25 protein-coding genes and 1 other RNA gene are annotated in these 17058 nt (G+C 52.1%); 5 read left to right on the forward strand and 21 right to left on the reverse strand.

Annotation, left to right across the window (positions count from 1 at the left end; all coding sequences use genetic code 11):
* Nucleotides 1-92: 92 nt before the first annotated feature.
* From dnaB to D7M11_RS26295, 17 genes are all read right to left on the reverse strand, one after another.
* Nucleotides 93-1520: a replicative DNA helicase gene (gene dnaB, locus D7M11_RS26220; protein WP_240041309.1), complete on the reverse strand. Its 1428-nt coding sequence runs from the start codon at nucleotides 1518-1520 to the stop codon at nucleotides 93-95.
* Nucleotides 1510-1854, reverse strand: coding sequence for a hypothetical protein (locus tag D7M11_RS26225; RefSeq protein ID WP_158606838.1), 345 nt, complete (start codon nucleotides 1852-1854; stop codon nucleotides 1510-1512). Before D7M11_RS26225 ends, dnaB begins: the two co-directional genes overlap by 11 nt.
* Nucleotides 1802-2836, reverse strand: a complete 1035-nt coding sequence (locus D7M11_RS26230) for a replication protein (protein ID WP_120750232.1) — start codon at nucleotides 2834-2836, stop codon at nucleotides 1802-1804. Before D7M11_RS26230 ends, D7M11_RS26225 begins: the two co-directional genes overlap by 53 nt.
* A 13-nt stretch (nucleotides 2837-2849) precedes the next feature.
* On the reverse strand, nucleotides 2850-3005 hold the full coding sequence (locus D7M11_RS36790) for a DUF6906 family protein (RefSeq protein WP_168928326.1): 156 nt from the start codon (nucleotides 3003-3005) through the stop codon (nucleotides 2850-2852).
* Complete coding sequence (locus D7M11_RS26235) at nucleotides 3002-3223, reverse strand: hypothetical protein (protein WP_240041310.1); 222 nt, start codon at nucleotides 3221-3223, stop codon at nucleotides 3002-3004. The genes D7M11_RS36790 and D7M11_RS26235 overlap by 4 nt, the downstream gene beginning before the upstream one ends.
* 175 nt (nucleotides 3224-3398) lie before the next feature.
* On the reverse strand, nucleotides 3399-4106 hold the full coding sequence (locus D7M11_RS26245; protein WP_120750234.1) for an MBL fold metallo-hydrolase: 708 nt from the start codon (nucleotides 4104-4106) through the stop codon (nucleotides 3399-3401).
* Complete coding sequence (locus tag D7M11_RS26250) at nucleotides 4106-5032, reverse strand: recombinase RecT (protein ID WP_120750235.1); 927 nt, start codon at nucleotides 5030-5032, stop codon at nucleotides 4106-4108. The genes D7M11_RS26245 and D7M11_RS26250 overlap by 1 nt, the downstream gene beginning before the upstream one ends.
* Nucleotides 5029-5289, reverse strand: coding sequence for a hypothetical protein (locus tag D7M11_RS26255; protein WP_168928327.1), 261 nt, complete (start codon nucleotides 5287-5289; stop codon nucleotides 5029-5031). Before D7M11_RS26255 ends, D7M11_RS26250 begins: the two co-directional genes overlap by 4 nt.
* Nucleotides 5286-7397: an ATP-binding protein gene (locus D7M11_RS26260; protein ID WP_120750236.1), complete on the reverse strand. Its 2112-nt coding sequence runs from the start codon at nucleotides 7395-7397 to the stop codon at nucleotides 5286-5288. The genes D7M11_RS26255 and D7M11_RS26260 overlap by 4 nt, the downstream gene beginning before the upstream one ends.
* Nucleotides 7394-7738 (reverse strand): hypothetical protein, encoded by a 345-nt coding sequence (locus D7M11_RS26265; RefSeq protein WP_120750237.1) that lies wholly within the window; start codon nucleotides 7736-7738, stop codon nucleotides 7394-7396. The genes D7M11_RS26260 and D7M11_RS26265 overlap by 4 nt, the downstream gene beginning before the upstream one ends.
* Nucleotides 7739-8091: 353 nt before the next feature.
* Nucleotides 8092-8346: an AbrB/MazE/SpoVT family DNA-binding domain-containing protein gene (locus D7M11_RS26270; RefSeq protein WP_120750238.1), complete on the reverse strand. Its 255-nt coding sequence runs from the start codon at nucleotides 8344-8346 to the stop codon at nucleotides 8092-8094.
* Complete coding sequence (locus D7M11_RS26275) at nucleotides 8343-8639, reverse strand: hypothetical protein (protein ID WP_120750239.1); 297 nt, start codon at nucleotides 8637-8639, stop codon at nucleotides 8343-8345. The genes D7M11_RS26270 and D7M11_RS26275 overlap by 4 nt, the downstream gene beginning before the upstream one ends.
* Before the next feature lie 13 nt (nucleotides 8640-8652).
* Nucleotides 8653-8892 carry a hypothetical protein gene (locus D7M11_RS26280; RefSeq protein WP_193556285.1) on the reverse strand — a complete coding sequence of 80 codons (240 nt, stop codon included), beginning with the start codon at nucleotides 8890-8892 and terminating at the stop codon, nucleotides 8653-8655.
* A complete protein-coding gene (locus tag D7M11_RS26285) occupies nucleotides 8855-9136 on the reverse strand; it encodes a hypothetical protein (protein ID WP_120750241.1) in 282 nt (93 codons plus the stop codon). Before D7M11_RS26285 ends, D7M11_RS26280 begins: the two co-directional genes overlap by 38 nt.
* Nucleotides 9133-9384: a DUF7667 family protein gene (locus D7M11_RS26290; RefSeq protein WP_120750242.1), complete on the reverse strand. Its 252-nt coding sequence runs from the start codon at nucleotides 9382-9384 to the stop codon at nucleotides 9133-9135. The genes D7M11_RS26285 and D7M11_RS26290 overlap by 4 nt, the downstream gene beginning before the upstream one ends.
* A 19-nt stretch (nucleotides 9385-9403) precedes the next feature.
* Nucleotides 9404-9526 carry a hypothetical protein gene (locus D7M11_RS37810; RefSeq protein ID WP_275671736.1) on the reverse strand — a complete coding sequence of 41 codons (123 nt, stop codon included), beginning with the start codon at nucleotides 9524-9526 and terminating at the stop codon, nucleotides 9404-9406.
* Nucleotides 9527-9545: 19 nt separating this feature from the next.
* Complete coding sequence (locus D7M11_RS26295) at nucleotides 9546-9785, reverse strand: helix-turn-helix domain-containing protein (protein ID WP_205127117.1); 240 nt, start codon at nucleotides 9783-9785, stop codon at nucleotides 9546-9548.
* Nucleotides 9786-9947: 162 nt separating this feature from the next.
* On the opposite strand from D7M11_RS26295, the gene D7M11_RS26300 reads away from it, so the two are divergent.
* The 5 genes from D7M11_RS26300 to D7M11_RS26320 all read left to right on the forward strand — a co-directional run bounded on the left by D7M11_RS26300 (nucleotide 9948) and on the right by D7M11_RS26320 (nucleotide 12726).
* Complete coding sequence (locus tag D7M11_RS26300) at nucleotides 9948-10394, forward strand: helix-turn-helix domain-containing protein (RefSeq protein ID WP_120750243.1); 447 nt, start codon at nucleotides 9948-9950, stop codon at nucleotides 10392-10394.
* 16 nt (nucleotides 10395-10410) lie between these two features.
* Nucleotides 10411-10875, forward strand: a complete 465-nt coding sequence (locus D7M11_RS26305) for an ImmA/IrrE family metallo-endopeptidase (RefSeq protein ID WP_120750244.1) — start codon at nucleotides 10411-10413, stop codon at nucleotides 10873-10875.
* An 89-nt stretch (nucleotides 10876-10964) separates the two neighbouring features.
* Nucleotides 10965-11312, forward strand: coding sequence for a recombinase family protein (locus D7M11_RS26310; protein ID WP_158606839.1), 348 nt, complete (start codon nucleotides 10965-10967; stop codon nucleotides 11310-11312).
* On the forward strand, nucleotides 11285-11800 hold the full coding sequence (locus D7M11_RS26315; RefSeq protein ID WP_120750246.1) for a recombinase family protein: 516 nt from the start codon (nucleotides 11285-11287) through the stop codon (nucleotides 11798-11800). The genes D7M11_RS26310 and D7M11_RS26315 overlap by 28 nt, the downstream gene beginning before the upstream one ends.
* Nucleotides 11797-12726, forward strand: coding sequence for a recombinase family protein (locus D7M11_RS26320; RefSeq protein ID WP_120750247.1), 930 nt, complete (start codon nucleotides 11797-11799; stop codon nucleotides 12724-12726). The genes D7M11_RS26315 and D7M11_RS26320 overlap by 4 nt, the downstream gene beginning before the upstream one ends.
* A 25-nt stretch (nucleotides 12727-12751) precedes the next feature.
* Here D7M11_RS26320 and ssrA read toward each other — a convergent pair.
* The 4 genes from ssrA to secG all read right to left on the reverse strand — a co-directional run bounded on the left by ssrA (nucleotide 12752) and on the right by secG (nucleotide 17046).
* Nucleotides 12752-13116, reverse strand: a transfer-messenger RNA (tmRNA) gene (gene ssrA / locus D7M11_RS26325).
* A gap of 190 nt (nucleotides 13117-13306) precedes the next feature.
* Nucleotides 13307-13786 carry an SsrA-binding protein SmpB gene (gene smpB / locus D7M11_RS26330; RefSeq protein ID WP_120750248.1) on the reverse strand — a complete coding sequence of 160 codons (480 nt, stop codon included), beginning with the start codon at nucleotides 13784-13786 and terminating at the stop codon, nucleotides 13307-13309.
* Between the two features lie 176 nt (nucleotides 13787-13962).
* A complete protein-coding gene (gene rnr, locus D7M11_RS26335; protein ID WP_120750249.1) occupies nucleotides 13963-16545 on the reverse strand; it encodes a ribonuclease R in 2583 nt (860 codons plus the stop codon).
* A gap of 264 nt (nucleotides 16546-16809) precedes the next feature.
* Nucleotides 16810-17046 (reverse strand): preprotein translocase subunit SecG, encoded by a 237-nt coding sequence (gene secG, locus D7M11_RS26340; protein ID WP_120750250.1) that lies wholly within the window; start codon nucleotides 17044-17046, stop codon nucleotides 16810-16812.
* Nucleotides 17047-17058 lie beyond the last annotated feature (12 nt).

Raw genomic sequence — 17058 nt, forward strand, 5'->3', positions numbered from 1 at the left:
CCGCCGCAGCGTGTACACCTCGCCGACCACTTGGCCGCGGTGCTTAATCACGAGCTGGTTCCGTATCTGAAAAATCGGATCAAGCCGCTTTTTTATGCCCATTGCTTGCGGTTCCTCTCTTTCGCGGACCCGGATTTCGCCTTCGGCTGCTGTTGCTGCTCGTGGTGCGACCTGTCCAGATTCGCGAATTTATTGAAATTTTTAAGGAACGCCAGCTCGATTGTACCGACCGGACCGTTCCTCTGCTTGGCAATGATGATTTCGATGATGTTCTTCTTCTCCGACTCTTTGTCGTAGTAGTCGTCCCGGTACAGAAACGCAACGATATCCGCGTCCTGCTCGATCGAGCCGGATTCCCGAAGGTCGGACATCATCGGCCGTTTATCCTGCCGCTGCTCGACACCACGACTGAGCTGCGAAAGTGCAATGACGGGAACGTCCAGTTCTCGGGCGATCTGCTTGAGCGTCCGGGAGATATGCGAAACCTCCTCTTGCCTGTTTGACCCCCGCCCCTTTATAAGCTGCAAGTAGTCGATCACGATCAGGCCCAAACCCCGCTCCTTTTTGAGCTGTCTGCACTTGGCGCGAATGTCGTTTACAGTGATAACCGCCGAATCGTCGATGTAGATCGGCGCACCTGTGATCGTGCCGATCGCCATCGTGACCTTTTCCCAATCCTCCGGCAGCAGGTTGCCGGTCCGCATCCGGGAAGCGTCAATGTTTCCTTCAGCTGCGACCATACGACCAAATAGCTGCACAGCGCCCATTTCTAGGCTGAAGACTGCGACGCTTTCGCCGACCTTGACCCCGACGTTTTGCGCGACATTCAGCGCGAACGCCGTCTTCCCGACTGACGGCCGGGCCGCCACTATAATCAGGTCGGACCTTTGCAGTCCAGATGTTGCCTTGTCGAAGTCTTCAAAGCCGGACCGGAGCCCCGTAATGCCGCCGGCATCTTTTGTCATCGATGCCTTTTCCAAGTTTTCGAAGAATTCATGCGCAACGTCATTGAGAACGCGGAACGGCTTTTTCGTCGACTTCGCCTGCTCGGAAAGCTTGTCGGCCTTGTTTTGCATGGATGCTATGAGTTTGCCAGGATCATCCGTCCGCCATGCCTCAGCCTCAAGCCTTTGCAGCTCCTTAATCGCCTGTCTGTGCGAATCCTTTTCTTTTACGATGGCAGCATAATAGCTGATATTGGCCGCCGTCGGAACAGAGTTGGCTACTTGGCTTAAGAAACTGACCCCGCCTACCCCTTCAAGTTGTTGGCGCTCTTGCAGCTGCTCCGTCAGTGTGACCAGATCGATCGGGTCGCCTGCGTCGTAAAGCTCAAGCATGGCCGCAAAAATGTGCCGATGCTTGGCGACATAAAACTCATCGCCTCGGAGCAAATCGGCCGCAGTGTCCATAGCGACCGGATCAAGTAGCACCGCACCCAAAACGGCCCATTCGGCTTCGATATTGTGCGGAGGTATTCGTTCTTCTGGCGGTGCCGGCAGCGGCGGCATGTCATCCTCCATTGCCCAGCAACCTCGCTTTCATCTCCAAAAACTTGGGCGTAGGCGGAACTGGCGTCACCGCATACATTTCCTCAAGCATGGCCCTCGTCTCTTCTACGTTCGGGATGTACGGGCCTTCCGCAGCTTGCACCGGGCGTTCAGCCAGCACGCCGGGATGCGGCGGGAACCGGTTCTCCGGGTTGCGAATGTGCTGGTACAAGTTCCCTTCAGCCAGATCAAACGGAACGTCTTCCAGCGTCTGACGCCAGAACTCGACTTTAAAGTCGTCGTAAACGAAATTGCTATAAGCGTTCTGGATCAGCATAAAAATTTTCCTGATCTCGCTCTCTTTCACGCTCTTCGGCCTCCCTGATTTTCTGAGCTGCAAGTTCGTTTTGAAGTTGCTGCCGATTAGGCTTTCCGTCTGCATTCCCATTTCCAGCAGGAACGATAGCTTTGATCTCGCGTTGGGTCCCGCCACGACTTTTGTACCCTTGCAGGATGCCGTTGATATAGGCGAGCGACCGTTTGTTTTGCCTTACCGCTTCACGCATCGCATCGAGCAACCACTCACCGCCAAAAGTGTCAAATTGGTCATTTAAGTCCTCGACCTCCAAATCGGTGATCTTACCGTCCCTCGCAAGATGCTGTTCATAGATTCGATAGATTCGCGAAAATGAAAAATCCGTTTTGGTTGTGGATGATGAATGCTCTGTATCTTGATTAGTATTAAGTACCTCAGTATCTTCTTTATTGTTTTTAATAATGTCTTTAATAATGTCTTTAGGCGCCCCGGAAGCCGCGCCAGACAAGGGCTCATCGGGTGTCGTGTTTCCCTTTTCGGGAAACTCTTGTTTCCCTTTTTGGGAAGTTTCTGTTTCCCTTTTCGGGAAACTCCCCTCTTCGTCACTTCCCGTTTCGGGAAGATTTTCTTCCCTTTTCGGGAAGTTTTCTTTCCCGTTTTGGGAAACTTTTCGACTGAGATTTAAGGCGAGAAGCTCGTTAAATTCACCTTCATCCCACGCTTTGACCAGGCTGACATACCAGCTTTCGTAATCCTTGTTGATCTCGAAAGTCTTACTTTCACGGTCCCAAATTAAGACTCGAGAGCGCTCCAGATATTCAAGTTCAGTCTTTACTTTCGTTTCTGAAACCCCACAAAGTTGAAATTGTCTCATCCGTGGGATGTATGCATAGCGCTTCTGGCAGCCGTAGGAGAGGCGCCATACGAGAAACAAAATATCCTTTTGCCGTTTGGAAAAGTCCCGGCGGATGACTTCGTCCCATATCTCGTTGGCTATGCGTACAAACCCGTGCTCTAGTTGTGGATTCGCCATCCGCCGAGTCCCCCTATCTGACTGGAATGACCTTGACCGTGCTGGAAACCCGATGCGTCAGATGCAGCGATTGCGGCAGCCGCTTTGTTACGAGCCAGTTATGCGTTCTCAGTCCGGCTGCAGCTATCATCGTTTTTTCGCGCCTTGTGGGGCGCTTCCCATGCTTCATATCGCACGCTCCCGCTTCGTTTTTTCCTGCCACTCTTTCAGAAACCCGCAACTGCGAGCCGGAACCTCATAATGCCGGCGGCCGTGGACGAATGAAACGAATCGATCGGTCGCCTGCTCGTAATACATGCCGTTGAGCGGGGGCGGTAACGGCGCCGGCTTCCGCGAAGGAACGTCCGGCTCGATGCTGGCGAATAGATCAAGCTGTTCCACCTTCATTTTTTGCCCGCCTTCCTTGTATCCTCACATAGCACGAACGGCCGCTCTGTCCGGATTGGTTTATAGTGCGGGTATGATTTTTCAAGGTACTGAACGATGCCCTCCTTGCGCTCACCTGGCGAAGGAAGGTCCCAAATCGCTCTCGCGATCAGGACCTTCTGAGGGATTGTATCGATCATCGATCTGCCACCCGAACGACCGCCCCAGTGACCTCTTGGATCTCGCGGCGGAAGCGCTCGGCATCGCTGTTACCGTCCGATAGATGGAGCAGCCAAACCTCCCGGAGCGAACGCATGTCATTCGCCTGTAGGAACTGTTTGACGTGCTCCAAACTGAAATGGGAGGTCAGCAAGCGTCGCTTCTGCGAAGGGTGCAGTTCGCCCGCCTCCACCCGCCTGTTTACGATATCTAGCGCGTAATTACACTCGACCATCAGGTGTGTGATACCGCCGAACCGGTATCTGCAATAATACGTATCCGTCAAAAATACCAGCTTGTCGCCCGTCGGAATCGTAAGGAGGAACCCCAGCGGCTCCTCCACATCGTGCTCAACATCGAAGGGCAAAATCGTCCATGTGCCCACGGTAAACTGCCTGCGAGACTCGATTGTCCGCAGCCGGTGACCGGCAAGCCCGATTGCGGCCGCCGTCCCGGCACTGGTGTAAACCGGGACGCCCACGTGCATGATGTCTTTGGCCGCTTTGCTATGATCGCCGTGTTCGTGGCTGATCAAGCAGCCGGCCAGCTGCGTTACCTTAAAATCAAGCGCCCGCTGAATTTCTCGGTAAGGTAGGCCCGCCTCGATCAATAGCGTCGTAAATCCGTCCGATACCCGGTAAGCGTTGCCGGCGCTGCTGCTGGCGATTGGATGGATCTCGATCATTAGAAATTGAGCTCCATCTCGTCAATGCTTGGCTTTTCGGTGTCCTCGCGGGCTTTATCTGGCGCTTGGTTGCCCTGTTTAGTACCCACCTTTGTTTCTTGTGTTCCCGAGGTATCCTGCGAAACATGCTCCGCCGCCGGTGTTACATCGATCCTTTCACGATTCGCATTTTCAGCGATTTCCTCTTCCAGCTCAGCCTCAGCGATAACATCATCCTGATGGTGGAAATGCTTCAAAATCAGGCTTCCGTCGTCTGACGTGTTCATGTAAGCTTTACAGGTCCGATTAATGACCGTCCGTTTCGCCATTTCCCCAGGAAACTCTTGGTGCGTACTGCCCTCTTTATCTGGGTTTTGCTTCGATTTCTTCCAACTCGCTTGAATTTCATCCCACGTCATGATTTCGGTGAACATCCGGCCGTCTGCCCATGAAATGGTACAGTATGCACCAATAATGCTTTTGTTATTGATGTTGCTGAATTTAGTTTTATGAGTCAGATTTTCCACACGACCATTCCGGATCTCGTAGTCCACATCATCCCCTTCAAAGATCAATCGGGGATCGATATCCTGCGCACCAGTAACTCGCTTGGTAACTGCCATTGTGCCGAAATAGGAGCGCATGAACGTGAGCGTTTTGCCGTAAACGATGAAATAGCCTTGCTTTTTAACAGGGTTGAGCCCTTGAACGGCCATGTCCAAAAGTGCATTAGCGACGCTATCCTTCGTACAGACTTCCAAGGCTGGCTTTTGATTCCGATCCATGACAGTCTGGATGGTCAGCCATGCGCTTTTCAAGGCATTTTCAGGGCTGTAGTTCGCCGGAAAGTGAATCTCGCCGCGTTCCTGGAACGCATGAATCTTACTGGCCACCAGATCAACGATGCTTTTCTTCGGCGCTGCTGCTACAACTGCATTTTGGGTCATTCTTCTTCCTCCTTGTCTTCGTAAACAAAGCGAACCTTCTTGCCGCGGTGTTCTTTCAGAAAAGATTCCAACAGACTGGCGAAATCAGAAGGTCCCAGTAAATCGCGTTCCAAAATCGCATCTTCCGGACATTCACACAGCGGACCGGCGGACATCCATTCTTGCCCATCGATGAACAGCGTCTCTGTTCGGGCGCCCGCATAACGGTCTTGGCCGGTCACAACCTTGACTTCGACAATGCCGCTATCCCCGTTCATGCGATCACCTCGTTATCCACGACGAGCAGATCGTCTTCACCTGTACCGGCAGCCTCAACGCGCAATTGCTTATTCTGTTTGGTCCAGTGCTTCTTTGCCTCTTGAATTCCGCCGTGCATGGCAATGAGGCTTTCCTGTGCTTCTTGTGGCAGGTTGTCAAATGCCGGAGGAACGATCAGACGAATGACCTGGGCATCCGTCTCGGCCAGCTGCGTCACAGCTTCGGCGTTATCCACGAAAATCGGAGCCGAAACGCCGTAGTGCTGGCTAAGCGTATTGATAATGTCGATCCCGATGTTTATCCGAGCCGCGTTATTAAGGCCCTTGTCGTACGGGACGCCGTTGTATAGCGTCTCGCAGCAATCTTTCAAGCCGCCATTGATCTGGTCCTCGAACAGCCGGAACCGAGCGAACCTGAATTTGCTGTCAATCCGTGTTTGAAGCAGATTGACTTTGGTCCGGACAAACTCCTCGGTCAAAAAGAGTTCATGCTGCAGCTGCTCGTACTCGGCGGAAAGCTTGGATTCCTGCTGCTCCAGCTCCGTTATCCGCCCCTGCTGCTTGCGGACTTGGTTGAACTTGGCCTTGTCCGCCTCGAGCGTGCTGATCTCTCGCTGAAGCTCCAATATTGCCTGCTCAACCCCTGCTGTCGCCTGTTGGCTGCTGGCGCGCAGATCGGCGATCTCGGCCCGAACGCGCTCCGCTTCTTTCTGGAGACGAACGTAGTCCGGATCGATGGCGGGGTCTTGGATGCCGGCGCGCAGCCGCTCCAGTTCAGCGTCGGCAGCGGTCACCTGCGTTTCCAACGGCAACAGATCGGCCTTGGCTGCTTCGATAAGCATGCGATGACGGTCATTCTCTGCCGCCAACTGTATGGCTTCCGCTTTCTTCGCCTGTCCGTTACGCTGGATCGCCTCCAATTGCTCCGCTTTAGACCGATTGAACGCGGCGAGAGCCTTGTCGTGGGCCTCTTTACGGCGATCTTCCGGAAGCAGTTGACCACATGCGGGGCAATTGTCGACTGCATCGTGGGCATGGAAATACTCCATAGCTTTGATCTGCGTAAACTCTTCCCGGAGTCGCGCCATACTCTTTTCCAGCTCCTCAATGGTCTGGAAGTTGTATCGAATACGGTTATCGCTGTCATCGATCGTACGGCGCAGCCGATCAATGTCCTGATGAAGTTGAGCGGTTATCCCTCGCTGCTGGGCGACGGCATCCAAAGCAGCCGTTTGCAAGCGGTTCTTGATCGCCAGGACCTCGGCCTCAATCTCCCGCAGCCGCAGCTCTTTTGCTGCAACCTCGCCGCCGTCCTTGATCCGAGCCAAAGCCGAGTTTTTTTCAGCGATCCGCCCTCGGAGGGCTTCGATATCCTCCTGTAGCAGTTCTTCGCTCAGCTCTGCGACGTCCGGCATGCCCCGCTGAGCTTCGCTGACGCGGACCGGAATGTCCTTGATCTCCTGATTGATTCGCTTCATTTTCTCGGCAAGCGAAGCTTTATGCTTGTCGATATCCCGTTCCCGCAGGGCAGTTTCCAGTGGAGCTAACTCCGGTTTGCTATGGATAACCTCCGCGTCCGTCACTCCACCGCAGACCTCCAGCAGCAGCTTACGGCGGGCCTTCCAGTCGAAATGCTTCTCGTCGTTGAAATAGCCCGGATTAGTCAGGAGTTTGAAAAGCTCCTCCGGGATGAGTGCGGCGACTTCAGCGTCATATTCCCGTTTGCCAACCGGAACGTCATCTACGAAATAAGCTGTTTCGTGCCCCTCGAACGTTTCCCGCAGCGCGCCGCGCTTCTTGGTCCATTTCTCTGAGAAGACCCGTCGGAAGATCCGGCGCCGGCCGTCGACGATCAGCACGCCTTCGACCTCGTGCTCCAACCTGTGCTTCCGGACCCGGCCGGCTAAGTCAAGTTCTTTAATTTCGAAATTGGCGTTGTTCGCGCTGTCCTTGCCGAACAGCTTCCACGTAAACCCGTCAAACAAAGTCGTCTTACAAGTGGCGTTATCGCCATAAATATCGAGGCTTCCGCCGTTCGCTGCAAGGACGAACTCGCGGAGCCCCTTGAAATTGCGGAACGTCAGGCGCTCCAAAACGATTTTTTTCATACGGCCACCCTGAGCAGATCGGCTACCGCGCGATAAGCTTTAAGCTGAACATGAAGTCGTTCCAGCCGGGAAGCGGCGTTTTTCAAGTTCATCTCGGCATCGGCAAACTCGTCACGCTCGTTTTTAGTGAATGAGCGCACTTGTGCCGCTCGAGTTTCAGCGTTTTTCCCATCAATAAAGCCGATTTTATCGAGTAGAAGTGAATCCTCCTTCCATTGCAGCAGTTCCTTTGCTGTCACCAGCCGGGCATGTGCCTGCAGAACGTTATCCTCGGCCGCCCCGATTTCGGTCGGCAGCGCGATTAATCTTTCGACAAGCTGTGCTTTGGTAAGTGTGGTCATAGGTGCCTCCTTGTCGCCCCCATGAATCCGTGCTATCATGGGGGCATCCATATGTTTTGAAGTGACCCGCTGGCAGGCGGGTTATTTCCGTTTATCAGACCGTAAGCCGGTTACATCGCGGCCGCCTCCCCTAATTCGATTGATGCGTCAGCCGCATCGTCCGGAGCCCGAGAGCCATGCGCGCATGCTTGGAGTCGTCAAGGACTCTCTCTCGTCTGGCCCCCGACGACAGGGCTGATGCCTGTCGTTATGTTCAGCCCGAAGGCCGATTGTCAAAGAGCAGTGCGGTAACCCGCGAGCAGTATCATCACGACACGGCTTTCGTCCGCTCCCGCTGCGGACTCATCAGGCGGTTATATGATGCCGGCTGCCTGGGCGATCGCCCTTGCTGCTTCTCGGCTGACGAGCTTACCGTTGAAATAAATCAGGTCTTCCGTGCTCCCTGTGAAAATGCATGCCGGTTGGTACTTCTTGAGCATGATGCGCTCGCCGTCTACATAGATTTCCAGAGCATCCTTCTCGACGATCCCGAGCGTCCTCCGCAACTCCATCGGAATAACTACCCGTCCCAGCTCGTCGACCTTACGCACGATTCCAGTGGCCTTCATATCCACATATCCCCCTTGCCCAAAGTTCGCCATTGCGATATACTGGGCCTAATTAGATTGCCTTGCTTTTCGAGCAGCCGCCCCGCCAGGCGGCTTCTTTCATTTTCCGTTTCTTCGAAAACCAGCAATTCAGCCTCAAGTTGCATGATCTCGCCATCCAGCCAATCCATTGCCGCAGGCAGTACTGCCGCATTAAACCAACCCGGCCGGTAAGTCATCGCTGCCCGTATCGACTCCAACTCGCTCAATCTTCGCGCGGCCTCGCACACCTCAGATAATTCTTGCAACATCATGGTAACCGCCTCCCTATAAAACTAAATGGCCATGCTCCGTTAGGATGAAGACTTCCATCAGAAGCCCCAGTTCCTTGCGGGTTTTGTACCGGTACTCCCATTCCCGCCGAACCAACCGTAGCCCCTCGACCGTGAGCGAGAGCCCGCCGTCGTCGAGAACAAGCAGCCCTTTTTCGATCAAGTCGCGTTTGCGGCGCTGAATTTCGGCTTCGTAATCATATTCCAGCTGCAGCGCGGCATCCCCCAAGATCATCACCGCCTTCCACGAAAGTTCCGTTCGCTACCGCCTCCACCGCTTTTAGCGCGGATGCGAGCTGGTCCGGATGCCTGTCGACTTCCCAAAATTTCTGGACTGCGGTGATTGCCCCCGCTTCACTGATCCGCTTGCAGATCGACACATCCACACCGCAGCCGCTTTGCGCCCAAACGCTGACTATGTAGGGCGCTTTACGATCAATGGCTGTTGTGAGATTCAACAACTTTGCTATTCCGTTCATGACCTTCTCCCTTCCATCAGCGCCTCGATCCGGGCGCAAATTTCGTACTGCCATCCCGTATCGCCAACGTATGATGCTTGGAGCGACAGTTCGTACAAATCTTCCAGCCGCTCCACCAACCGGGCATTCGCCCTCATACAATGCTGCAAGTCCTGCTGATCCCGCTCCGGCAGCTGCCCGTAGCCGCCGAGTTTGTTTGCTGAGACGTGTATTTCGTACAATCTTCGATGTATGGGGTGGATTTTCATTTGGACCATCCCCTCTGTCTTATTGAGCCGCTTTACTAACATTATCCTGACTATCAGCCTTCCTTTGGGCGGCACGTATTTGCAGAGCAATACTTTCCAATAATTCATAACTTAGTTGACTTGATCTCAGAATTGCCTTCATCACCTCCCTCCTTTCCGACTTACGCATTACGTAAGTTCGGACTAAAAAAAATTTCCCCTGCATGTTCAGGCGGTATTTCCAGTACTGAAACCAGCTTTCGCATCGCTTCGGCAGATGGCTGAATCTCCCCTCGTAGCACCTGTGATAGTGTATTCCTGTTGACCCCAGTAAGGGAAGAAAGCTGAATGGTAGTGGAGATTCCTTTTTCGACCATCATCTTCTTGAGCGCCTTAGTATCTGTTCTGTAAATGATCTGCATCGTTTCCCCTCCTTCAACTTACGTATTGCGTAAGTCGATATTAGCATCACGAATGCCAGTTCGTCAATACACATTGCGTAAGTTTTTTTATTGGATGCACAAATTTTATTGCATATTGCGTAAGTCGGTGTTATTATAGCCTCATAGAAAGGTGGTTAAATAATGTCAACATTAAACGATCGAATTAAACAACGGAGAATGGCAATGAATTTAACCTTATTAGACGTCGCTACGCATCTTGGAGTCAAAGAAGCAACGGCTCAACGATATGAAAGCGGTGATATAAAAAATATAAAGCATGAAACGATAGTAAGTTTATCAGAACTATTCAAATGCTCACCAGCATACCTTATGGGCTGGACAGATGATGTGGAAGCTCCTTCAACTAAACCACAAGTTCAAACAGTTCTCTCGGATGATATTTTGAAATTGATTAAGAAGTTCAACGCTCTCGATGAAAAGGGGAAGCATACTGTAAAAACCGTTTTGGAAATGGAATATTTCCGAGTATCTAAACCAAATCCACCGCTTGAGGTCATTGCAGCTCATAATGATGATCATTCGAAAGAGCAGCTTGAACTTATGAAACAAGATTTGGAGGACCTCTAAGACGGGAGATGGCGCGATGGCACCTTACGATTTATTGATTGAACAAGCGTTAGGTTACGGACTGGTTGTTAAAGAAAAGACTTTCTTGTCCAACGCAAAAGGACTGATAAAAGGGAGTAAAATTGGTATCAGTAAAGAAATGAGCACAGTCGAGAAAGCATGTACTCTTGCTGAAGAAATAGCCCATTATCTTCTTTCTGTTGGGAATATCCTAGATCAGACAGACATACGAAACAGAAAACAGGAGCTAATTGCGAGACAATGGGCCTACCAGTGTATGATTCCACTGGATCGAATTGTACAAGCTTATAAAAAACGAATTACAGGAAGATATGATTTAGCTGAATTTTTAGGAGTAACGGAAGAGTTTTTGCAAAATGCTATCGATCGGTACACTAGCAAGTATGGTATTTATGTAAATGTGGACGAGCAGTATACGATTCGATTCGACCCGCTTGGCGTAGTAGAAATGTTTCCATAAAATCCATGAAATCTTGCGCTTCCCAGCCGCAAGGCTGTTTATCATACCCTAAAATGCGAACATATATTCTTGTTGAGGTGATGATCAGAATGAAAGTGGCTATCTACATCAGAGTTGCAACCATTGAACAGACTGCCGAAGGCCAGAGAAATTTACTTATGGAACATGCAAGAACACTCGGATGGGAAGTTAAAAAAGTTTACGAAGATATCGCTTCCGCCCGCGATATGTTTTCTCGCCGAGCTTTGCAAAACTTGATCTTGGATACTGAATCAGCTTCCAGAGACTTCGATGCTGTGTTAGTCCACGGTGTTGATCGACTTACACGTGATTCAAGAGACCTCTTTTCGCTATTGGAAACATTCAGGAACAGTGCTATGAAATTAATAACGCCAAGGGGTGAAATCAAATGCGAGCTGCCATTTATACTCGGGTAAGCACTGCCATGCAGGCGGAAGAAGGCTTTAGTTTGGAAGCGCAAGAGGAAATACTCTTACAAACCATTGAGCGTAAAGGTCTTCAGTTATATCGTGTTTATACCGACCCTGGGGTGAGCGGTAAAACATTTAAACGTAAGGGCGTACAGGAAATGATTAAAGACATGAAAGCGAAGCGATTCGAAGCATTACTCATTCATAAACTTGATCGGTTGAGTAGGAACATGGGGGACATTATCGCCTTTATCGATATGGTTAATAAACTCGATATCCGCTTAATCATTGCTGCACAAGGGCAAGATGAGATAGATACCAAGTCTCCAATGGGAAAAGCTTTCCTTCAAATAAACGGCATTTTCGCAGAATTATATATTAACAATTTACGGGAAGAAACGTTAAAGGGGTTAGAAAAGAAAGCCAAGAACGGGGGCAGACATATGTCACGGCCACCTCTCGGCTATATGTTTGAAGAGGTGGGTACAAAATGACAGATGAACTGCTGGTCGACGAAACTCGAAAGCTAATTATTGTCGACGAAGAAGCTCAGCTAGTTCGTGAGGTTTTCGACCTATACACCGAATCGTTTTGGGGTGTCACGAAAATCGCGAAGCATATGAATACGAAGTCAACAACAAAGGAAGGCGGGAAATGGGACAACAAATCAGTAAGAAATGTTCTGACAAACCCAACTTATGCCGGTTATAATCACTTTAAGCCTGCAGACTGGCCAGAGGAACAACGAATTATTAAACCAGGGAAGCATCAAGCCATAATAAGTAAAGAGCAGTTTGAAAAGGCCAAATCTTTTAGAAAACGTCGGGCCGAAGGTCACATGTCCCGCCGGTCATTCGATTACCCATACAGCGGAGTAATAAAGTGTGGGCTTTGCGGAGCAACATATACAGGGAATACCGCAGTCCACAGCGGGAAGAAGTATCAGAGTTACCGCTGTCTGAATCAATATGCTAAAGGTACCTGCACAAGCCCGAGTATCTCTGAAAGTATACTTACCGCCTTGATATGGCAACATATCGAAGTAGTTGAAGATGGGTTCCAAAAGCCAAAGCCCAAAACAACACGGCTTAAAATAAATCTGGAAAAGGAATTGGCCATCAGCCAAAAACGCCGCCGAAACTGGATGATGGCGTTAGGGGACGGTAAACTTTCCGGAGACGATTATGCCTCATTGATGGATGAAGAAGATGCTCGCATCAATAAGCTGCGGAAGGAAGCAGAACCAGAACCTGAACAGCAGATTCCATTTGAAGAAGTACGAAAAGCATTTAATGGCTTAAAAGAAAATTGGAATGATCTCGACTCCGAAACACAAAAGCAAGTTATTCAATCCCTCTTCCGGAAAATCACTATAAAAAAATCAGACGATTGGCATATCGTCGATATGCTGACCGTCTGATTCTTTCCTTAAACTTTCTGTACTTAAGTGGAGGCGAGGGGATTTGAACCCCTGTCCGAAGATAACGCCACATCAGCTTCTACGGGTGTAGTGACAGCTTTGATGTCACCCTAGAGACTCCCCGTCACCGGATTCCCTTTGGGTCAGCCTGATTATCTTCTTCAGCTAGCCGCAGGCGGAGACTAGACAGCGTATCCCACTAAGGTTGAGCCCCTATCCCGGCACATGGGCGATGCAGGGTAGAAGCCGCGTCACAGGTTATTAAGCTGCGAAAGCGAGTTTTGGTTGTTGTTTGCCAGTTAAATTGGCGTTCGCGTTGTTGAAGTGGACGCAGCCCCACTACCCGCTACTCATGCTCGAACTATCCCCGTCGAATCCAAGAACGCCCCCGTGATCGGAAGTGCCCTCAAGTGAGGAACTTCGCTAAAACGGCTTTGCGGAGCCGAAACCGACGGCGGTTGTTGTATCGCCGTATTCCTAGTATACCACATTCTCGAGCTATCGCGATCGCTTGTTGATGGAAGCTTTAACGTTCCTTGGCACTGCTGCCTTGGATGACGCTTCCGCATCCGCTAACAGCTTAGCGCGCAACTTTCTGCTTCTCGCGCAGAGCACGCTGAATGTCCCGCTGGGCGTCCCGCTTCGCATCGCTTTCGCGCTTGTCGTACTGTTTCTTGCCTCGCGCTAACCCGATCAGCAGCTTCGCGTACCCGTTGCGAATGTACACTTTAAGTGGTGCAATCGTGTACCCCTGCTGCTTCGTCTGTCCAAGCAGCTTGTGAATCTGCTCTTTCTTCAGCAGCAGCTTTCTAGCTCGGGTCGGATCGCCCGGATTGCTCCGGTTTCCCTGCTCGAACGGACTGATGTGCATGTTGTTGACGAATGCCTCACCATTGCGAATCGTGCAGAACGCGTCAGAGATGTTAGCCCGGCCGCCGCGCAGCGATTTGATTTCGGTTCCGGTCAAGACAAGTCCCGCTTCAAACGTATCCTCGATAAAATAATCATGGGACGCTTTTTTATTTTGCGCCAGCAGTTTGCCGTCGCTTTTTTTACTCATGACCGGTTCCCTCCTCTTCGCCTACAACTTAGGCCGAACGAACCGTACGATTTGCGCTCCGACATCCTTTTAGAACAAGATGCCGGGCGCATCGTACGTCCGCCGTTCTTTACATCGCTAGGAGATCATTGTATCAACTTCCCCGAGCAAAATCAATTGGGGCTATCCCGCTATAGTCATTTTTTCCCGCGCTTCTTCGCTCCCGCCAACGCGCCGCCCTTCACGCCGCCACGGCTCTTGCGCGGAGCGCCGCCGCCGAAGCCGCTGCCTCCCGGACCGGGCGGCGTCCGCTTGCCGCCCTTCGGGCCGGCGCCGCTGCGCCCTTTCCCGCCTCGGCCGCCGGCCGCTGCGCGCCCCGGGCGCACGTTCGTCCACTCGCCGTCATCGGCTCGCGGACGTCCGCCTTCTGCCTCGCTCGCTCCGCCGCCACTTCGGTCGCTCCCGGCAGCCGGCGCTTTACCGCCTCGTTCGCCGCGCTTACCGCCGCCGCTGCCGCCGCGGCTAAAGCCCCACATGTCGACGCCGCCACGGCCGCGACCGCGTTCGCCGCCTCCGGCTCCGCCTTCGTCGTCACGCTTCCCGCCGCGTCTGCCACGATTGCCGTCGACTAAATTCACCTTCTGCTCGCGCCGCTGCGAACCCACCATTTCAAAGTCGATATTGTGCTCGTCTAGGTTGACCCGGGCCACGCGCACCTTCACATCGTCGCCGATGCGGTAAATGTTCGACGTCCGCTCGCCGATGAGCGCATGCTGCATCTCGTGGTAGTGGTAGTAGTCGTCATGCAGGTCGCTAAGCCTGATCAGCCCTTCGACCGTATTTTGCAGCTCGACGAAAATGCCGAAGTTGGTCACACTGCTGATGATACCCTCGAATTCCTCGCCGACTTTATCCAGCATATATTCAGCCTTCTTCAGCGCTTCGGTATCGCGTTCCGCGTCGACGGCAAGCCGTTCCCGCTCCGACGACTGCTTGGCGATATCTTCCATCCGGCTGCTCAAATATTCGTGCCGCTGCTCCGACAACGTGCCGTTTTCCAGCACCTCGCGGATAATCCGGTGAATGATGAGGTCCGGGTAACGCCGGATCGGCGACGTAAAGTGCGAATAAAACTCCGCGGCAAGCCCGAAGTGCCCGAGGCTGTTTGCATCGTAGCGTGCCTGCTTCATCGAACGGAGCATGACCGTGCTGATAATCGTCTCTTCCTTCGTGCCGCGGATTTCCTCGAGCAGCGTTTGCAGCGCGCGGGGATGAATCGTATTGCCCTTGCCCCGCACCACATAACCGAAATTCGTAATGAACTCCATAAAATGCTGCAGCTTGTCGCCGTCCGGATTTTCGTGAATCCGGTACAGAAACGGCACTTTCATCCAGTGAAAATGTTCCGCGACCGTCTCGTTCGCAGCCAGCATGAACTCCTCGATAATTTGCTCCGCAACCGAGCGCTCCCGCTTGACGATATCGGTCGGTTTCCCGTTTTCGTCGACCAATATTTTCGATTCTTGAAAATCGAAGTCGATTGCGCCGCGTTTCATCCGCTTGTTACGCAGCTTCATCGCCAGCTCTTCCATCAGCTTGAAGAAGCCGACAAGCTCCTTGTACCGCTCGGTTACTTCTTCGTCTTCGCCCTGCAAAATTTTGCGGACGTTCGTATATGTCATCCGCTCCGTCGTGCGAATGACGCTCGTGAACACATCATGGCGTACGACGTTGCAATTGCCGTCAAACTCCATCTCGCAAGACATCGTCAGCCGGTCTACGCGCGGATTTAAGCTGCATATCCCATTGGACAAACGATGCGGCAGCATCGGAATAACCCGGTCTACCAGATAGACGCTGTTTCCGCGGTTATACGCTTCCCGGTCGAGCGCCGAATTTTCACGCACATAGTAGCTGACGTCCGCGATATGGACACCTAGCAAATAATTGCCGTTCGGCAGCAGCTCCACATTAACCGCATCGTCCAAATCTTTGGCGTCTTCTCCGTCGATTGTAACGATCAGCTTATCGCGCAAATCCCGGCGTCCCTGCAGCTCCCGTTCGTCAATCGTATCCGGTACCTGCTCCGCTTCGGCCGTCACCTCGTCCGGAAACGCCTCAGGCAGCTGGTACTTGCGGATGATCGAGACGATATCCACGCCCGGGTCATCCTTATGGCCCAGAATCTCCACGACGCGGCCTTGGGCCGCAGCCCGCCCTTGTGGGTACTGTACGATGTCGACAACGACCTTCTGACCGGTCACGGCGCCGAGAAACGATTCCTTCGGTACAAAAATGTCTTTCGTAATTCGTTTGTCGTCGGGCAGCACGAACGCATACGTCTCGAAGCTTTGGAACGTGCCGACGATTTGCGTAATCGCCCGGGTTACGACCCGAACGACTTCGCCCTCAAGCCGGCCTCCCGCCGCTCCCTTCGCCGTCACACGAGCCAGCACGATATCTCCGTTCATCGCCCCGTTCATGTCGTTCGCGTGGATATACACATCCGGGTGATCCTTGTCGTCAGGCAGCAGGAAGCCGAAGCCCTTTGCATGAGCTTGCAGTTTACCTTTCAGCAAATTCATCCGCTCCGGAACGCCGTAACGCTCCGTGCGTGTGCGTATCACTTCCCCCGCTTCCTCGAGCTGATTCAGCATTTTCAGAAACTGCTTGAACGATTCGGCATCTCCAATGTCAAAATGCTTCTCCAGCTCCTGGTACGTCATCGGCTTATACGCCTTCTCGCGCATAAACTCGAGCAGTCCATCTTTCGTTATCATACAACATCCCCTTGTTTCATCGATTAATAAATTCCCGCTGCTATGTAGTATTGACGTTTTTGGCACGCTCCAAGCCTCAAAAAACGTCGGTACAAAGAAAAGCTTCCGATCGAAGCATTTCGATAAAGTGTACTCGTGTTACAGCCGAAGCGTTACAAGGTATTTAACCGACTTCGTTTCGCTTGACGCTTCAGTACTTTAAACTTCTCTTTATCAACTAAAAAAGCAGCAGGAGCTTTAGCACCTGCTGCATCGGTTCGATCATTACGCTTTAACTACGTATGCTGCGATTAGGGATAACAAGAAAAACGCAACCGCGAAACCAACCGTTACCCGCGAAAGAAGCAACTCTAGACCGCGTGCCTTCGTCTTGCCGAACAGGTGTTCCGCACCCCCGGAGATCGCGCCGGACAACCCCGCGCTTTTCCCTTTTTGCAGCAGCACCACTGCAATAAGTCCGATCGATGCTATGACCAGCAAAATTTTCAAGAAGATTTCCATCTGATCCACCTC

The sequence above is a fragment of the Paenibacillus ginsengarvi genome (assembly GCF_003626695.1).
Taxonomy (GTDB): Bacteria; Bacillota; Bacilli; order Paenibacillales; family NBRC-103111; genus Paenibacillus_AB; species Paenibacillus_AB ginsengarvi.

What these genes read in the sequence shown, in the direction of transcription:
- secG (WP_120750250.1), bottom strand. Translation starts at nt 17,046, where the DNA reads ATGGAAATCTTCTTGAAAATTTTGCTGGTCATAGCATCGATCGGACTT.
- D7M11_RS26265 (WP_120750237.1), bottom strand. Translation starts at nt 7,738, where the DNA reads ATGACCACACTTACCAAAGCACAGCTTGTCGAAAGATTAATCGCGCTG.
- D7M11_RS26320 (WP_120750247.1), top strand. Translation starts at nt 11,797, where the DNA reads ATGACAGATGAACTGCTGGTCGACGAAACTCGAAAGCTAATTATTGTC.
- D7M11_RS26285 (WP_120750241.1), bottom strand. Translation starts at nt 9,136, where the DNA reads ATGAACGGAATAGCAAAGTTGTTGAATCTCACAACAGCCATTGATCGT.
- D7M11_RS26275 (WP_120750239.1), bottom strand. Translation starts at nt 8,639, where the DNA reads ATGATGTTGCAAGAATTATCTGAGGTGTGCGAGGCCGCGCGAAGATTG.
- smpB (WP_120750248.1), bottom strand. Translation starts at nt 13,786, where the DNA reads ATGAGTAAAAAAAGCGACGGCAAACTGCTGGCGCAAAATAAAAAAGCG.
- D7M11_RS26290 (WP_120750242.1), bottom strand. Translation starts at nt 9,384, where the DNA reads ATGAAAATCCACCCCATACATCGAAGATTGTACGAAATACACGTCTCA.
- D7M11_RS26270 (WP_120750238.1), bottom strand. Translation starts at nt 8,346, where the DNA reads ATGAAGGCCACTGGAATCGTGCGTAAGGTCGACGAGCTGGGACGGGTA.
- D7M11_RS26235 (WP_240041310.1), bottom strand. Translation starts at nt 3,223, where the DNA reads ATGAAGGTGGAACAGCTTGATCTATTCGCCAGCATCGAGCCGGACGTT.
- D7M11_RS26245 (WP_120750234.1), bottom strand. Translation starts at nt 4,106, where the DNA reads ATGATCGAGATCCATCCAATCGCCAGCAGCAGCGCCGGCAACGCTTAC.
- D7M11_RS26250 (WP_120750235.1), bottom strand. Translation starts at nt 5,032, where the DNA reads ATGACCCAAAATGCAGTTGTAGCAGCAGCGCCGAAGAAAAGCATCGTT.
- D7M11_RS26260 (WP_120750236.1), bottom strand. Translation starts at nt 7,397, where the DNA reads ATGAAAAAAATCGTTTTGGAGCGCCTGACGTTCCGCAATTTCAAGGGG.
- D7M11_RS26315 (WP_120750246.1), top strand. Translation starts at nt 11,285, where the DNA reads ATGCGAGCTGCCATTTATACTCGGGTAAGCACTGCCATGCAGGCGGAA.
- D7M11_RS26310 (WP_158606839.1), top strand. Translation starts at nt 10,965, where the DNA reads ATGAAAGTGGCTATCTACATCAGAGTTGCAACCATTGAACAGACTGCC.
- dnaB (WP_240041309.1), bottom strand. Translation starts at nt 1,520, where the DNA reads ATGGAGGATGACATGCCGCCGCTGCCGGCACCGCCAGAAGAACGAATA.
- D7M11_RS26255 (WP_168928327.1), bottom strand. Translation starts at nt 5,289, where the DNA reads ATGAACGGGGATAGCGGCATTGTCGAAGTCAAGGTTGTGACCGGCCAA.
- D7M11_RS36790 (WP_168928326.1), bottom strand. Translation starts at nt 3,005, where the DNA reads ATGAAGCATGGGAAGCGCCCCACAAGGCGCGAAAAAACGATGATAGCT.
- D7M11_RS26305 (WP_120750244.1), top strand. Translation starts at nt 10,411, where the DNA reads ATGGCACCTTACGATTTATTGATTGAACAAGCGTTAGGTTACGGACTG.
- D7M11_RS26230 (WP_120750232.1), bottom strand. Translation starts at nt 2,836, where the DNA reads ATGGCGAATCCACAACTAGAGCACGGGTTTGTACGCATAGCCAACGAG.
- D7M11_RS37810 (WP_275671736.1), bottom strand. Translation starts at nt 9,526, where the DNA reads ATGAAGGCAATTCTGAGATCAAGTCAACTAAGTTATGAATTATTGGAA.
- D7M11_RS26295 (WP_205127117.1), bottom strand. Translation starts at nt 9,785, where the DNA reads ATGCAGATCATTTACAGAACAGATACTAAGGCGCTCAAGAAGATGATG.
- D7M11_RS26300 (WP_120750243.1), top strand. Translation starts at nt 9,948, where the DNA reads ATGTCAACATTAAACGATCGAATTAAACAACGGAGAATGGCAATGAAT.
- D7M11_RS26280 (WP_193556285.1), bottom strand. Translation starts at nt 8,892, where the DNA reads ATGATCTTGGGGGATGCCGCGCTGCAGCTGGAATATGATTACGAAGCC.
- rnr (WP_120750249.1), bottom strand. Translation starts at nt 16,545, where the DNA reads ATGATAACGAAAGATGGACTGCTCGAGTTTATGCGCGAGAAGGCGTAT.